This window comes from Bradyrhizobium sp. LB13.1 (genome assembly GCF_054056815.1).
Map to the genome: position 1 here is coordinate 2,955,961 of NZ_JBSRYQ010000001.1, position 15,581 is coordinate 2,971,541.

Sequence of the window (15,581 nt, forward strand, 5' to 3'; positions counted from 1 at the left end):
GTGCAACGCGTCAGCGCTGCCGCTCGTCCGGGGCTCGAGAAGTTACTTCTTCACTTTTGGATCAATCGGCGTCGTGCCCCGCAGACCCAGAATATCCTCCAGCACCTTCGCGCCCGCGAGCACGTCAGCGTCGCTCCGGGGCGCGCCGACCACCTGCACACCAACCGGCAGGCCCGACGCCGTGAAGCCGCACGGCAGCGACAACGCCGGGCAGCAGGCGAGCGTGACGGCGTAGACGATGCCGAGCCATTCGACGTAATTGTCGAACCTCTTGCCCGCACATTCGGCGACATAGCGGTTCTCGATCGGGAACGGCGGCACGATCGTCGTCGGTACCAGCAGCAGATCGTAGGTCTGGAAGAATTCGACTGCACGCGCGGTCATGCCGACGCGCTGCGCTTCGGCGCGCTCGAGCTGCTCGACGGTGAGCTTGAGACCTTCCTCGATGTTCCAGATCACCTCGGGCTTGAGCAGGTCGCGCTTGGTGCGGAGCAGCTGCGCCTTGCTGATCGCGAAGTCGAACGCGCGGAGCACGTGGAAGCACTCATGCGCCTCGCGCCAATCCGGATGCGCCTCCTCGACGATGGCACCGGCTTCGGCAAAGCGTTCCGCCGCCTTGCGCGTGAGCGTCTTGACTTCGGAGTCGACCGGGGTGATGCCGAGATCAGCGGAGTAGGCGATGCGCTTCGGCTTTTTGCCCGACCGCGCGGCTGTCAGGAACGAGGTCGCGGGCGCCGGCAGCGACAGCGGGTCGGCGGCATAATCGCCGCTCATGGCATCCAGGAGCAGCGCGAGGTCTTCGACATTGCGTGCCATCGGGCCCTGCACGCCGAGATTGCGGTCGATGCCCGCTTTCGGCGTGTGCGCGACGCGGCCGATGCTCGGTCGCATGCCGACGATCCCGCAGAAGCTCGCGGGGCTGCGCAAGCTGCCGCCCATGTCCGAGCCCTGTGCGAGCCAGGCCATGCCGGTCGCGAGCGCCACCGCCGCGCCGCCGGAGGAGCCGGCGGCGGATTTCGAAATGTCCCAGGGGTTGAGGGTCGCGCCGAATACCTCGTTGAAGGTGTTGGCGCCGGCGCCGAATTCCGGCGTGTTGGACTTGGCGTAGACGACCGCACCATTGGCTTCGAGGTTCTCGACCATGAGGTCGGACTTCGCTGGGATATTGTTTTTGTAGATCGGCGAGCCCTGGGTGTTCAGCACGCCTGCAACATCGGTCAGGTCCTTGATCGGCACCGGCAGGCCTGCGAGCAATCCGCGCGCGCCGGCCGGCTTCTGCATCAGCGCCTTGGCGCTATCCCGCGCGCGATCGAAGCACAGCGTCGGCAGCGCATTGACCTTGCCGTCGACTTCACCGATGCGCTTCTCCAGCGCATCCAGCAGCTCCAGCGGCGAGACCTCGCCGGACCGCAGCTTGTCAACGACGACGCAGGCGGTTTCGCGGATCAGATCCTGAGACAATTATTTTACTCCTGTGCTTATTGAACCGTCATTGCGAGCGCAGCGAAGCAATCCAGTCTGTCCGCGGAAAGATTCTGGATTGCTTCGCTACGCTCGCAATGACAGAAAACTCAACCCCATCCCGCGCTGATGCCGCCATCCACCGTATAGATGACGCCCGATGTATAGCCGGCGCGATCCGACGCCAGGAACGCCATGAGGTCGCCGATCTCGCGGGCATGCGCCGGCCTGCCGAGCGGCAGGCTCTTCTGGAATTCCTTGTAGCGGCTCTCGTCGCCGAACTGGTGCTTTGCCCGCGTCTTCAGCAGGGTGACGTGACGGTCGGTGCCGACCGGGCCGGGATTGATGCCGACCACGCGGATGTTGTCGGCGAGGCTCTTGCCCCCGAGCGCGCGGGTGAAGGCCATCAGCGCGGCATTGCCGGCGCTGCCGCAAATGTAGTTGGCGTCGAACTTCTCGCCGGCGGCGCCGATGTCGTTGACGATCACGCCGCCGCCCTTCGCCTTCATCTGCGCATAGATCATGCGCGTGAGGTTGATGTAGCCGAACACTTTCAATTCCCAGGCGTGCCGCCAGGTCGCCTCGTCGATCTTGTCGATGGAGCCGCCGGGAATGTCGCCTGCATTGTTGACGAGCACGTCGATGTCGGCGGCCTCCTTCGCCAGCCGCGCCAAATCCTCAGTCTTGCGCAGATCGACAATGCTCGTCGCGGCATCGATCTGATGGGCGGAGCGCAGGCGCTCGGCCAGCGCCTTGAGCTGATCGCCATTGCGGGCGGCGAGGAGGAGATGGCAGCCTTCCTCGGCAAAGACCTCGGCGGCGGCTGCGCCGATGCCCTTGGACGCACCCGTGATCAGGACGCGCTTACCACGCAGATGCAGATCCATGGAAGTTACTCGCTCGGTGAGAACAGGATGAAATCAGTAGGCGGTTGGCCGCGCCATGGTCAACATTGCAGTGCAGCGTTGCACTGCCGCCGCGTTTGGTCCATTGCAGTGCGGTCAAAAAGGCGGCGGCTGCCGGACCAATCAAGGACGTTCTCGATGAGCAAGAAACAATACCGGATCGCGGTCATTCCCGGTGACGGCATCGGCAAGGAAGTGATGCCGGAGGGTCTGCGTGTTCTGGAGACCGCAGCGAAGAAGCACGGGGTGTCTCTTCATTTCGATCATTTCGACTTCTCGTCCTGGGACTATTACGAGAAGCACGGCCAGATGATGCCGGACGATTGGAAGGACAAGATCGGCAAGCACGATGCCATCTACTTCGGTGCGGTCGGCTGGCCGGCCAAGATTCCGGATCACGTCTCGCTGTGGGGTTCACTGATCAAATTCCGCCGCGAGTTCGATCAGTATGTGAATTTGCGTCCGGTGCGGCTGATGCCGGGCGTGCCGTCGCCGCTGGCAAATCGCAAGCCGGGCGAGATCGATTTCTGGGTGGTGCGCGAGAATACCGAGGGCGAATATTCATCCGTCGGCGGCCGCATGTTCCCGGACACCGACCGCGAGTTCGTGACGCAGCAGACGGTGATGACCCGCATCGGCGTCGACCGCATCCTGAAGTTCGCCTTCGAGCTCGCGCAGTCGCGGCCGAAGAAGCACCTGACCTCAGCGACCAAGTCGAACGGCATCTCCATCACCATGCCCTATTGGGACGAGCGCGTGGAGGCGATGGCGAAGAAGTATCCAAGTGTGAAGTGGGACAAGTACCACATCGACATCCTGACCGCGAACTTCGTGCTGCATCCGGATTGGTTCGACGTCGTGGTCGGCTCCAATTTGTTCGGCGACATCCTGTCCGACCTCGGCCCGGCCTGCACCGGCACCATCGGCATCGCGCCGTCGGGCAACATCAACCCCGAGGGCAATTTCCCGTCGGTGTTCGAGCCGGTGCACGGCTCGGCGCCCGATATCGCGGGGCAGGGCGTCGCCAATCCGATCGGCGCAATCTGGTCAGGCGCGATGATGCTCGAGCATCTCGGCGAGAAGCAAGCCGGCAAGTCGATCGTCGATGCGATCGAGCGCACGCTGGCCGAGCGCACGCTCCGCACCAAGGACCTGGGCGGCAACGCCGACACCACGGCTTGCGGCAAGGCGGTTGCGGATATGGTGGATTAGAGCGCTGCTTTCCCCTCCCCCCTTGTGGGGGAGGGTGGCTTCGATGCGAAGCATCGAAGATGGGTGAGGGGTTGTCTCCGCGGAGACAGGCCTCTCAATTGTGCATTTCTCTTCGTGGAGAGAGACCCCTCATCCGGCGCTTCGCGCCACCTTCTCCCACAAGGGGAGAAGGGAAGAGCCGCGTGCTCTGCCTCACGACCCCGCGATCCTCTCGATCGCCGCCTGATCCAGCCCGAACTTCTTCCCGGCCTCCAAGATCTCCTGCCAGGTGGTCGGATCGACCGGAATGCCTTCAGCCAGGCGCTTCTGCTTCGTCTCGCGCTCGGGCTCGCCGGCGATCTTCACCTTGTCGACGCCGACGGCGGGAGGTGAGCCGGTGTGCCAGGCGACGAAGCTCTCGACTTCGCGCGCGAGATTTTCCGCGGTGCCGAGCTTGGTCGGATCGATGATGATCGAGAGCATGCCGTTGAGGACGTTGTACTTGCCATCGGACGGGCCCTTGACCACCTGCCCGCCAGAGAGCGCGCCGCCGAGGATTTCGCACACCAGCGCGAGCCCCGACCCCTTGTGCTCGCCGAACGGCAGGATGGCGCCGTGCGGCGGGATCACGGTGTAGCGCGGGTTGGTGGTCGGCTTGCCCTCATTGTCGATGATGGTGCCGGGCTCGAGCTCGACGCCCTTGTTGTGGGCGACACGGGTCTTGCCCTGCGCGATCCTGCTGGTGGCGAAGTCGAGCACGATCGGCTCTTTGCCCCTGCGCGGGATGCCGACGCAGAACGGGTTGGTGCCGTGGCGCCCATCGCTGCCGCCCCACGGCGCCACGATCGGGCGCGAGATCACGTTAACGAAGTGAATCGATACCAGTCCGTGGTCGATGCACTGCTCGGCCCAGTGGCCAATGCGGCCGATGTGGTGCGAGTTCGACAGGCCGACGAGACACACGCCGTTGCGCTTGGCGCGCTCGGCCGCCAGCTCCATCGCTTCATGGCCGATCACCTGGCCGTAGCCGGTGAGGCCGTCGAGGGTGAGAAGCGGACCAGTGTCGAGCACGATCTTGACGTGCTGGTTCACGGCGAGGCCGCCCGTGGTGACGCTCTGGACGTAGCGCGGGATCATGCCGACGCCGTGCGAGTCATGTCCCCTGAGGTTGGCCTCGACGAGGTTCGTGGATACGAGCTCGGCCTCGCGGTCCGTGGAGCCGCCGGCCTTGACAATGGCGCGGACGACGTTGGTGAGCGGCTGTGCCTTGATGGTGCGATAGTCGGCCATTGTTGTTGCTCTTATCCTTTCACGATCCGGCGGCAGTGGACCCAGGCCGCTTCGATCAGGTTCTCACTTGCTTCCGGCGTGCGGAAGGCCGAATGCGCCGACAGCGTCACGTTCGGAATCTTCGTCAGCGGATGATCGCCGGGCAGGGGTTCGATGTTGAAAACATCGAGGCCGGCATGGCGGATGTGGCCCGACTTCAGCCCGTCGATCATGGCGGTCTCGTCGACGACGGCGGCGCGGGCGGTGTTGATGAGGATGACGCCCGGCTTCATCTTCGCGATCATCTCGCGGGTGATCATGCCGCGGGTCTCGTCGTTGAGCAGCAGATGCAGTGACACGACATCGGCTCGCGCCAGCAATTTGTCGAGATCGGTGAATTCGACGCCCGGATGGCTCTTGGGCGAGCGGTTCCAGGCAATCACCTTCATGCCGCTGCCCGAGGCAATGCGTGCGACCTCGGCGGCGATACCGCCGAAGCCGATCAGGCCGAGCGTCTTGCCGGTGAGCTGCATGCCATCCTCGCGCAGCCAGTTGCCGCCGCGCATCTCGCGATCCATCATCGCGATGCCTCGCGCCGAGGCCCACATCAGCGCGATCGCGGCTTCCGCGACCGCCGTATCGCCATAGCCCTTGATCAGATGCACGGAGATACCGAGTTCAGCGAGCTCTTCCGGATTCATGTAGCTGCGCGCACCGGTGCCGAGGAAGACCACGTGCTTCAGCCCTGCGCACTTCTTCGCGACCTCGGTCGGTAGCGCGGTGTGATCGACGATCGCGATTTCGGCGCCGTCGAGGATCTCAGGATATTGCTCGGGCTTGATGTCGGGATCCCTGTGGATACGCACCTTGGGATCGCCCGGTTGCTCCAGCCGCTCCATGATCACGGCGAGAGCTTCATTGGCGTCGACGAAAACTCCGCGCATGGTTTTCTCCGGTCAGGACGCGACGCCGGCGATCGCCAGCACGGTGTGCATCAATACGTTGGTGCCGGCCGCGCAGTCGGGCTGCGTGGCGTCCTCCAGCTCGTTGTGGCTAATGCCGTCCTTGCAGGGCACGAACACCATCGCCGCCGGCATGACGGTATTGAGGTTGCAGGCGTCGTGGCCGGCGCCCGAGGTGATGCGGCGAGAGGAATAGCCGAGCGTCTTCGCTGCGTTCTCCACCGCTGCAATCAGCTTCGGATCGAAATGCGTCGGCGGCTTGCGCCAGACGAGGTCGATCTTGACCTCGACCTTGCGGCGGGTGGCGATCTCGGCGATGGCAGCGCGCAAATCGCGATCGAGCGCGTCCATGATCGCGCCATCGGCGCTGCGGCAATCCATGGTGAAGGCGATCTCGCCGGGAATGACGTTGCGCGAGGGGTTTGCGATCACGGCCTCGCCGATGGTGCCGACCGCTTTCGGCCCGTGCTTGCTGGCGATGGCCTCCATTGCCAGCACGATCTCGGAGAGCGTGGCGAGTGCATCGCGCCGCAACGGCATCGGCGTCGATCCGGCATGGCTCTCGAAGCCGGTAATCTTGCCGTCATACCAGAGCACGCCCTGGCCGGAATCGACCACGCCGATGGTCTTGCTCTCAGCCTCAAGGATCGGACCCTGCTCGATGTGCAACTCGACGAAGCAGCCGAGCTTCTGAAAGCCGACCGGCTTGTCGCCGCGATAGCCGATGCCGTCGAGTGCCTGCCCGACAGTGACGCCTTCGACGTCCTTGCGCGACAGGATGTCATCAGTGGTGAAGTCGCCGACATAGGCTGCGGAGGCCATCATCGCGGGGGCGAAGCGCGAGCCCTCTTCATTGGTCCAGTTGACGACGCAGATCGGCGCCTCGGTCTCGATGCCGGCGTCGTTCAGCGTACGGATCACTTCGAGCGCGCCGAGCGTTCCCAGAATGCCGTCATACTTGCCGCCGGTAGGCTGGGTGTCGAGATGCGAGCCGATGCCGACGGGCAGCTTCGACATGTCGCGGCCCTTGCGCAGGCCGAACTGCGAGCCGAGCGCATCGGTGTGCACCTCTAGGCCGGCGTCTTCGCAGGCCTTGCGGAACCAGTCGCGCACCTGCTTGTCCTCCGCGCTCAGCGTCAGCCGCCGCACGCCGCCCTTGGCCGTCGCGCCGAACTGCGCGGTCTCGTGGATGGAGCCCCAGAGGCGGGCGGAATCGATTTGCAAATTGGTGGCGGCTCGGCTCATGCGGTCAGTCTCTCATTTGTCCGGCGCCTGTTTCAATGACGCGCCGGCGCGGGCGCGTCAACTGCGAGGCTGCTCTGCGCAATCTGACATGCAAGCTCTGCGACGCGCTCCACCGCCACGACGTCGGGCGAGGCGAGCCAGCTCGCGGTGAATGTCAGCGGCGCGATTTCGAGATCGGTGTCGAGCAGTTGCAGCCGCCCGTCTGCAAGCTCGCTCTCGACGATGGCGTCGGGAATCACGGCGATGCCGAGGCCCTCGACCGCCATGTGGATGACGGTCGCGAGCGAGGCGGAGGCGTGCAGCCGGATCGGCGGCAGCTCCGGCCGGTCGAACACTTCGCGCACGACCTCGTAAGGCCGTGTCTTGCGTGGGAAGGTAATGATCGGAAACCGCGCCAGCTCAGCCCGCGTTACCGGTCCATGGCCGAGGCCGAGCGAGGGGCTGGCGAGAAAGCCGATCGGATAGTCGGCGAGGACGCGATTGTGCACCCCGGAGGCCGAGAGCGGACCGACGACGAAGGCAAGCTCGATCTCTTGCGCAAGCAGGCGCGCGGTGAGATTCGGCGTGATGTCGACCTCGATCTCGAGCGAGAGGTTCGGATAGACCTCGTTCATGCTCTTCACGAGGCGGGGCAGCCAGGTGTGCACGATGGTTTCGGCAACGCCGAGACGCATCACACCGCGCATCGCCGAGCGGTCGCCGACCTCGGCCAACATCTGGGCGCGCAGGCCGATCAGTTTTTCCGCATACACCATCATCTGCCGGCCGCTCGGCGTCGGCGAAGCCACGCGGTGATCGCGGTTGAGGAGCTTCACGCCCATCTCGCGCTCAAGCTGGGCGATTCGCTGGGAGATCGCCGGCTGGGTCGTGTTGAGCCTTGCTGCGGCGCCGCGGAAGCTGCCGAGCTTCACAACCCAGAGGAACGTCTCGATCGACCTGAAGTCCAGCATTGGAAGGATTTTCCCGAGCGATAAGCCAAATTTATCGAGAATGATTAGAAACGACGATTAGACTTTATAGCACGCTTGGTGTTGGCTTGTCTTTGTCGAGTTTATAGGCAGGTCGATCACATGACTGTTTTGGTGGCAGTGCAGCAAACTGAAACGCCCGACATGCTTCCGAGCCGCAAGGCGCGGCTTGCCTACCGCGAGGGTCTGGTCGCCTCGACCGCCGGCGTGGCTCCCGGCTTCGTCCAGGGCAATCTGGCGATCCTGCCGGCGGAATATGCCAGCGCCTTTCACCGCTTCTGCCAGCTCAATCCCAAGCCGTGCCCGATCATCGGGATGTCCGAGGTCGGCAGTCCGCACATCCCGGCGCTCGGAGCCGATCTCGATATCCGCACCGACGTGCCGCGCTATCGCGTCTGGCACGACGGCGAGGTGGTCGACGAGCCGACCGATGTGACAAAGCATTGGCGCGACGATCTCGTGACCTTCGTGCTCGGCTGCTCGTTCTCGTTCGAAGAGGCGCTGCTCGACGAGGGCATGCCGATCCGCCACATCGAGCACAATGTGCGGGTGCCGATGTATCGCACCAACATCGCCTGCGGCGAGTCCGGTCCCTTCGCCGGTCCTATGGTGGTGTCGATGCGTCCGTTCAAGCCGGCGGACGCGATCCGCGCGGTGCAGATTACCTCGCGCTATCCAGCCGTGCACGGCGCGCCCGTGCATCTCGGCCATCCGCATCTGATCGGTATCAAGGACATCGCCAAGCCCGATTACGGCGATCCGGTGCCGGTTGCCGACGACGAGATCCCGGTGTTCTGGGCCTGCGGCGTGACGCCGCAATCGGTCATCAACGCCGCGAAGGTGCCGTTCGCGATCACGCATTCGCCCGGCCTGATGCTGGTGACAGATCTCAAGAACAGGGCCATGGCCGTGATTTAGTGGGCAGCGTTTGCTGCTTCTTCGGGCTTTACCGCATCCATCAATCGTTTCATTCGATCAACCGAAATTCAGTAACAGGGGACTTTGCCATGACGATCACTCGCCGCGACGTATTGTTGGGAGCTACCGCTACGGCCGCGCTGGTGCCGCTGGCAGCGCGCGCGCAGACTTCCGAGGTCGTGATCGGCGTGATCTATCCGTTCTCGGGCGGCAGCGCGCAGCAGGGCGTCGACGCGCAGAAGGCCTATGAGACCGCGCTCGAGGTCATCAACAAGGACACCGATTTCGACTTGCCGCTGGCGAAGGGCGAGGGCCTGTCGGGTCTCGGGGGCGCAAAGGTCCGGCTCGTCTTTGCCGATCACCAGGCCGATCCGCAGAAGGGCCGCGCCGAAGCCGAGCGCCTGATCACGCAGGAGAAGGTCTCCGCCATCATCGGCACCTATCAGAGCGCGGTCGCCGTCACCGTCAGCCAGATCTGCGAGCGCTACCAGATCCCGTTCGTCTCCGCCGACAACTCCTCGCCCAGCCTGCATCGCCGCGGCCTGAAATATTACTTCCGCGCCGCGCCGCACGACGAGATGTATTCGGCCGCGATGTTCGACTTCTTCGATGCCTTGAAGAAGAAGGGCACCAAGATCGAGACGCTGTCGCTGTTCCACGAGGACACCATCTTCGGCACCGATTCCGGCAACGCCCAGGCCAAGATCGCCGGCGAGCGCGGCTACAAGATCGTCACCGACATCAAGTATCGCGCCAACTCGCCCTCGCTCTCGGCCGAGGTGCAGCAGCTCAAGAGCGCCAATGCCGACGTGCTGATGCCGTCGAGCTACACCACCGACGGCATCCTGCTGGTCAAGACCATGGCCGAGCTCGGTTACAAGCCGAATGCGATCGTGGCGCAGGACGCCGGCTTCTCCGAGAAGGCGCTCTATGACGCCGTCGGCGACAAGCTCGAAGGCGTGATCTCGCGTGGCACCTTCTCGCTCGACCTGGCGCAGAAGCGCCCGATGGTCGGCAAGATCAACGAGATGTTCAAGACGCGCTCGGGCAAGGATTTCAACGATCTCACCTCGCGTCAGTTCATGGGCCTGATCATCCTCGCCGATGCCATTAGCCGCGCCAAATCGACGGACGGCGAGAAGATCCGCGACGCGCTGGCCGCCACCGACATCCCGGGCGAGCAGACCATCATGCCCTGGAAGCGCGTCAAGTTCGACGAGATGGGCCAGAACAACGATGCCGACCCGGTGCTGCTGCAATATGTCGGCGGCAAGTTCGTCACCATCTTCCCGCCGCAGGCCGCGATCGCTGAAGCGATCTGGCCGATGAAGTAAGATTTAGGAAAGCGGGAGCTCAGACGGTAGCTCCCACCCTCATCCCTGCGCAACGGCGAAGCCGTTGTCGCTGGAGGAGCGGGCGCAGCCCGCGTCTCGAAGGACGAGGGCGGGCCCATCCTTCGAGACGCGCGCAGGAGCGCGCTCCTCAGGATGAGGGCGTAATTCGGGGGACGGACTTTTGACAGCCCAAACCATTATCCAGAGTCTCGCGAGCGGCCTTCTCATGGGTCTGCTCTACGGACTGATCGCCGTCGGTCTCGCGCTGATCTTCGGCCTGATGGACGTCGTGAACTTCGCCCATGGCGAGTTCCTGATGATCGCGATGTATGTGAGCTTCTTCCTGTTCACGTTCTTCGCGATCGACCCCCTGCTGTCGGCGCCGCTGGTGGCTGCCGCGCTGTTCGTGTTCGGAGCTGTGGTCTATCTATTGGTCGTGCGCTTTGCCATGCGGGCCAAGGCCAATGCCGGCATGGTGCAGATCTTCTCGACTTTTGGCCTCGCCATCGTGATGCGCGGCCTCGCGCAATTCTTCTTCACGCCGGACTATCGCAGCGTTCCGCATTCCTGGCTCGGCGGCAAGACGATCTCAATCGCCGGCATCTTCCTGCCCGAGCCGCAGCTGATGGGCGCGCTGGTCTCGATCCTGGCCTTTGTCGGGCTCTACTTCTTCATCCATCGGACCGATTTCGGCCGCGCGCTGGAGGCCACCCGTGAAGACCCTGGCGCGGTGGCCCTGGTCGGCATCGACAAGAACCGCGTGTTCGCGCTTGGCTGGGGACTTGGTGCCGCGCTGGTCGGCCTCGCCGGAGCGATCATGGCAAGCTTCTTCTATATCTATCCCGACGTCGGCGCGTCCTTTGCGCTGATCGCCTATGTTACGGTGGCGCTCGGCGGCTTCGGCAGCGTATTCGGCGCTTTCGCCGGCGGCATCATCGTTGGCCTCGTCGAAGCGACCACAGCCCTTGTGTTGCCGCCGTCGCTGAAATCGGTCGGCATCTACGCAGTCTACCTGCTGGTCGTCTTCATCCGGCCGCGCGGCCTGTTCGGGTCGATGTGATGGACAAGAATTTTGCCGTGCGGCGCCGCCGCGACCTCATCATCGCCGCGGTGCTGGCCGGGCTCGCAGCGCTCGCCCCGCTGTTCATCAAGGACGTCTACGTCCAGAACATCCTGATCCTGACCTTGATGTATGCGGCGCTGTCGCAGAGCTGGAACATTCTTTCCGGCTACTGCGGGCAGATTTCGCTGGGACACGCGCTTTATTTCGGGATCGGCGCCTACACCACCGAGCTCCTGTTCACCAAGTTCGGCGTGCTGCCCTGGTTCGGCATGCTCGCCGGCGGCGTGATTGCCGCCTTCATTGCGATGGGGCTCGGCTATCCCTTCTTCCGCCTGCGCGGCCATTACTTCGTGATCGCGACCATCGTCATCGCCGAGATCGGGCTGCTGCTGTTCCAGAACTGGGAATGGGCGGGGGCGGCGATGGGAATCACCATTCAGGTGCGCGGCGACAGCTGGCTGAAATTCCAGTTCATGCGCAGCAAGCTGCCGTACTTCTATTTCGCGCTGGTGCTGTGCAGCCTCGCCTGGTTCGTCACCTGGTGGCTGGAAGACTCCAAATGGGGCTTTTGGTGGCGCGCGGTGAAGGACAATCCGGAAGCGGCCGAAAGCCTTGGCGTCGTCGTGTTCAACTCCAAGATGGGCGCGGCTGCCGTCTCCGCTTTCCTCGTTGCCATCGGCGGCGCCTTCTATGCGCAATTTCTCGCCTATATCGATCCTGAGAGCGTCATGGGCTTCCAGTTCTCGCTGCTGATGGCGCTGCCGGCAGTGCTTGGTGGCATCGGTACTCTCTGGGGCCCGGTGCTTGGCGCGGCCATCCTGATCCCGATGACGGAGCTGACGCGCTCCTATATCGGCGGCTCCGGGCGCGGCGTCGATCTGATCGTCTATGGCGGGCTGATCGTGGCGATCTCGCTGGCTCTGCCGCAGGGGCTGGTCAGTCTGTTCTCCCGTTCTAAAGCGAAGGGAGCCTCGCGATGACCGCGCTCCTTGAAACCCGCGGCGTCTGGCAACGTTTTGGCGGCCTCGTCGCCAACAGCGACGTCTCGATTTCGGTCGGCCGCGGCGAGATCGTGGGCCTGATCGGCCCCAACGGTGCCGGCAAGTCGACGCTGTTCAATCTGATCGCCGGCGTGTTGCCGCCGACTCAAGGCTCCGATCTGGTTCGACGGCGAGGACGTCACCAAGATGCCCGCGGCCGAGCGCTGTCAGCGCGGCGTCGGGCGCACGTTCCAGGTGGTCAAGAGCTTTGAGACCATGACTGTCATCGACAACGTCATCGTCGGTGCTCTCGTGCGTAACACCGTGATGCGAGTAGCGCGCCGCAAGGCGTATGAGGTGCTGGAGTTCACCGGCCTTGCCGCGCGTGCCGACGTGCTGGCGAGCGACCTCGTGCCGGCCGAGAAGCGCCGTCTCGAAGTCGCCCGTGCGCTGGCGACCGAACCGAAGCTGCTGCTGCTCGACGAAGTCCTCACCGGCCTCACGCCGACCGAGGCGCAGACCGGTGTCGCCCTGGTGCGCAAGGTGCGCGATGCCGGCATCACCGTGCTGATGGTCGAGCATGTCATGGAAATCGTGATGCCGCTGGTCGATCGCGCCATCGTGCTCGACCTCGGCAAAGTGCTGGTCGAGGGCAAGCCCACCGAGGTCGTCCGCGATCCCAAGGTGATCAGCGCTTATCTGGGAGATCGTCATGCTGTCGGTGCGTGAAGTCACGACCGCCTATCAGGGCCTGGTCGCGATCTCCGCGATCTCGATCGAAGTCCAGAAGGGCGAGATCGTCTGCGTCGCGGGCGCCAACGGCGCGGGCAAGTCGACGCTGCTGAAATCCATCGCCGGCGCCGAGCGCCCGCGCTCGGGCACCGTGACGTTTGACGGCAAGCGGCTCGACGGCATGGCGCAGCACCACATCACGGCCACCGGCATCGCCTACGTGCCGGAGAACCGCCGCCTGTTTCCGCGCCTCTCCGTGCGCGACAATCTGCGCCTCGGCAGTTATCTCTATCGTGGCGAGGCCGATCGTGAGAGTCCGCTCGATCTCGTCTTCAAGCTGTTCCCGCGCCTGTCCGAACGCCTCGAGCAGCGCGCCGAGACGCTCTCCGGCGGCGAGCAGCAAATGCTCGCGATCGGCCGCGCGTTGATGACGCGCCCGCGGCTGCTGATGCTGGACGAGCCTTCACAGGGCATCATGCCGAAGCTGGTCGACGAAATCTTCCAGGCCGTGAAGCGCATCCGCGACGCCGGCATGACCGTGCTAATCGTCGAGCAGCGCATGGCGGAGTGCCTTGAGATCGCCGACCGCGCCTACATCCTGCAAACCGGCCGCGTGCTGATGCAGGGCGCAGCAAGCGAGATCAGAGGCAATCCGGATGTGCGCAAGGCATATCTGGGGCTGTAACTAGACTGCCACCACAATCTCTACCGTCATTCTGAGGTGCGCGCCCTTCGCGCGCCTCGAAGGATGCGCCGCGAGCGCCTCTAGCCCATCCTTCGAGGCTTCACCTTGCGATGCATTGCATCACAAGGCTCGCGCCTCAGGATGACGGCGGAGTATGCGGTGAGCGCCCGTGCTCATGCCCATGCTCCGGCAGCTTCACCCCGAACACTTTCACCAGATCCTCCACCTGCTCCGGCGACAGATAGCGCGGGTTCATCCACGCGCAGCAGCAGATACAGCTTCGCCGTCTCCTCCAGCTCCTCCGTTGCGAACACCGCGGCCTCCAACGTGTCGCCTGATACCACCGGGCCGTGATTGGCGAGCAGCACGGATGAATATTCCCCGGCCAGCCCCTTGATGGCATCCGCGACCTCGGGATCGCCGGGGCGGTAATAGGGCACGAGCGCGGTGGCGCCGCATTTCATCAGATAATAGGCCGTCATCGGCGGCAGCACGGCACGCGGGTCGATCTCGGGGAGCATCGACAGCGCGACGGAGTGGGTAGAATGCAGATGCACGATTGCCCTTGCGCTCCCGCGCGTGGCGTAGAGCGCAGTGTGCAGCGGAACTTCCTTGGTCGGCGCATCGCCCGAAACCAGCCGGCCCTGCTCGTCCAGCCGCGACAGTTTTGCGGGATCGAGAAAGCCGAGCGAGGCGTTGGTCGGCGTCACCAGCCAGCCGCCGCCGTCCAGCCTGATGCTGATATTGCCGGAGGAGCCGGGCGTCAGCCCGCGCTCGAACAGGGACCGTCCGAAGCGGCAAATGTCTTCGCGCAGCCTTGTCTCGTTGCTCATGGCCGTCATGTCCGTTTGTCTCACGCTTTGGCAGCGCGGCCAAGCCGTGTTATTCGGTTGCCAAGCTGCCGCAAAGGGCGGCCGTACGGGAAACGTTCGCAAGGATCAGATGCATGTCCGCCTCCACGTCACAGAATCAGCGCATCGCCGTCGTCGGGCTCGGCTCGATGGGGTTTGGCATGGCGACCTCGCTGAAGCGCGCCGGTCATATCGTCACCGGCTGCGACGTCTCGGCCGATGCGGTGGCGCGGTTCGTGACGGAGGGCGGCGCGGGCGCCAAGACGCCGGCCGAAGCTGCCAAGGGCGCCGATATCGTCGTCAGTGTCGTCGTCAATGCCGCGCAGACCGAGACGATCCTGTTCGGCAAGGACGGCGTCGCCGAAGCCATGCCCAAGGATAGCGTCTTCCTGTCGTCCGCGACCATGGATCCCGACGTGGCGCGGCGCCTTGCCAAGCAGTTGGAGGCGACCGGCCGGCACTATCTGGATGCGCCGATCTCCGGCGGGGCGCCGCGCGCCGCGCAAGGCGAGCTGACGATTCTCGCCTCAGGCAGTCCGGCTGCGTTTGAGAAAGCGCGGCCCGCGCTCGATGCCATGGCCGCAAAGCTCTACGAGCTTGGCGATGCCGCCGGCCAAGGCGCCGCCTTCAAGATGATCAACCAGTTGCTGGCCGGCGTGCATATCGCCGCCGCCTCGGAGGCGATTGCGTTCGCGGCCAAGCAGGGCCTCGACATCCGCAAGGTCTATGAGGTGATCACGGCGTCCGCGGGCAATTCCTGGATGTTCGAGAACCGCATGCCGCACGTGCTGGATGGCGATTACACGCCGAAGAGCGCGGTCGAGATCTTCGTCAAGGACCTCGGCATCATCCAGGACATGGCGCGCAGCGCCAGATTCCCGGTGCCGGTCTCCGCTGCCGCGCTCCAGATGTTCTTGATGACGGCAGCCGCCGGCATGGGCCGCGACGACGACGCGTCGGTGGCGCGGATGTATGCAAAGGTCACCGGCGTCAGGCTCCCCGGCGACAAGTAGACAA

General features: G+C 64.4%; 13 protein-coding genes and 2 pseudogenes. 8 read left to right on the forward strand and 7 right to left on the reverse strand.

From position 1 onward, the window contains the following. Positions 1 to 42: 42 nt before the first annotated feature. Together ACVWYI_RS14030 and ACVWYI_RS14035 are read right to left on the reverse strand one after the other, a co-directional pair. Positions 43 to 1,461, reverse strand: a complete 1,419-nt coding sequence (locus ACVWYI_RS14030) for an amidase (RefSeq protein ID WP_456662348.1) — start codon at positions 1,459 to 1,461, stop codon at positions 43 to 45. 110 nt (positions 1,462 to 1,571) lie between these two features. After that, positions 1,572 to 2,348, reverse strand: coding sequence for an SDR family oxidoreductase (locus tag ACVWYI_RS14035; RefSeq protein ID WP_456662349.1), 777 nt, complete (start codon positions 2,346 to 2,348; stop codon positions 1,572 to 1,574). A gap of 156 nt (positions 2,349 to 2,504) precedes the next feature. Here ACVWYI_RS14035 and ACVWYI_RS14040 point away from each other — a divergent pair, with 156 nt between their 5' ends. After that, positions 2,505 to 3,578: a tartrate dehydrogenase gene (locus ACVWYI_RS14040; RefSeq protein ID WP_456662350.1), complete on the forward strand. Its 1,074-nt coding sequence runs from the start codon at positions 2,505 to 2,507 to the stop codon at positions 3,576 to 3,578. A 192-nt stretch (positions 3,579 to 3,770) separates the two neighbouring features. On the opposite strand, the gene ACVWYI_RS14045 is transcribed toward ACVWYI_RS14040, so the two are convergent. Genes ACVWYI_RS14045 through ACVWYI_RS14060 form a run of 4 tightly spaced genes read right to left on the reverse strand, consistent with a single transcriptional unit; the run spans position 3,771 to position 7,983 of the window. Continuing rightward, complete coding sequence (locus tag ACVWYI_RS14045; protein WP_456662351.1) at positions 3,771 to 4,847, reverse strand: malate/lactate/ureidoglycolate dehydrogenase; 1,077 nt, start codon at positions 4,845 to 4,847, stop codon at positions 3,771 to 3,773. Between the two features lie 11 nt (positions 4,848 to 4,858). Next, positions 4,859 to 5,770: an NAD(P)-dependent oxidoreductase gene (locus ACVWYI_RS14050; protein ID WP_456662352.1), complete on the reverse strand. Its 912-nt coding sequence runs from the start codon at positions 5,768 to 5,770 to the stop codon at positions 4,859 to 4,861. 12 nt (positions 5,771 to 5,782) lie between these two features. Further along, entirely contained in the window at positions 5,783 to 7,033 is a 1,251-nt protein-coding gene (locus ACVWYI_RS14055) for an allantoate amidohydrolase (RefSeq protein ID WP_456662353.1), read from the reverse strand. Between the two features lie 32 nt (positions 7,034 to 7,065). Next, the gene (locus ACVWYI_RS14060; protein ID WP_247441466.1) at positions 7,066 to 7,983 is read right to left on the reverse strand and encodes a LysR family transcriptional regulator; all 918 of its coding nucleotides are present in this window, start codon (positions 7,981 to 7,983) and stop codon (positions 7,066 to 7,068) included. Between the two features lie 120 nt (positions 7,984 to 8,103). On the opposite strand from ACVWYI_RS14060, the gene ACVWYI_RS14065 reads away from it, so the two are divergent. The 6 genes and pseudogenes from ACVWYI_RS14065 to ACVWYI_RS14090 all read left to right on the forward strand — a co-directional run bounded on the left by ACVWYI_RS14065 (position 8,104) and on the right by ACVWYI_RS14090 (position 13,713). Next, positions 8,104 to 8,919 (forward strand): putative hydro-lyase, encoded by an 816-nt coding sequence (locus ACVWYI_RS14065; protein WP_456662354.1) that lies wholly within the window; start codon positions 8,104 to 8,106, stop codon positions 8,917 to 8,919. Positions 8,920 to 9,008: 89 nt separating this feature from the next. Continuing rightward, on the forward strand, positions 9,009 to 10,253 hold the full coding sequence (locus ACVWYI_RS14070) for an ABC transporter substrate-binding protein (protein WP_456662355.1): 1,245 nt from the start codon (positions 9,009 to 9,011) through the stop codon (positions 10,251 to 10,253). 181 nt (positions 10,254 to 10,434) lie between these two features. Then, a complete protein-coding gene (locus ACVWYI_RS14075; protein ID WP_456662356.1) occupies positions 10,435 to 11,313 on the forward strand; it encodes a branched-chain amino acid ABC transporter permease in 879 nt (292 codons plus the stop codon). After that, positions 11,313 to 12,296 (forward strand): branched-chain amino acid ABC transporter permease, encoded by a 984-nt coding sequence (locus ACVWYI_RS14080; RefSeq protein ID WP_456662357.1) that lies wholly within the window; start codon positions 11,313 to 11,315, stop codon positions 12,294 to 12,296. Before ACVWYI_RS14075 ends, ACVWYI_RS14080 begins: the two co-directional genes overlap by 1 nt. After that, positions 12,293 to 13,025: pseudogene (locus ACVWYI_RS14085) on the forward strand (ABC transporter ATP-binding protein). Before ACVWYI_RS14080 ends, ACVWYI_RS14085 begins: the two are co-directional and overlap by 4 nt. Next, the gene (locus tag ACVWYI_RS14090; RefSeq protein WP_247349760.1) at positions 13,009 to 13,713 is read left to right on the forward strand and encodes an ABC transporter ATP-binding protein; all 705 of its coding nucleotides are present in this window, start codon (positions 13,009 to 13,011) and stop codon (positions 13,711 to 13,713) included. The pseudogene ACVWYI_RS14085 and the gene ACVWYI_RS14090 overlap by 17 nt, the downstream one beginning before the upstream one ends. 136 nt (positions 13,714 to 13,849) lie before the next feature. Here ACVWYI_RS14090 and otnC read toward each other — a convergent pair. Then, a pseudogene (otnC, locus tag ACVWYI_RS14095) lies at positions 13,850 to 14,555 on the reverse strand (3-oxo-tetronate 4-phosphate decarboxylase). Between the two features lie 104 nt (positions 14,556 to 14,659). Between otnC and ltnD the strand changes: the two are divergent. Next, the gene (ltnD, locus tag ACVWYI_RS14100; RefSeq protein ID WP_456662358.1) at positions 14,660 to 15,577 is read left to right on the forward strand and encodes an L-threonate dehydrogenase; all 918 of its coding nucleotides are present in this window, start codon (positions 14,660 to 14,662) and stop codon (positions 15,575 to 15,577) included. Positions 15,578 to 15,581: the final 4 nt, after the last annotated feature.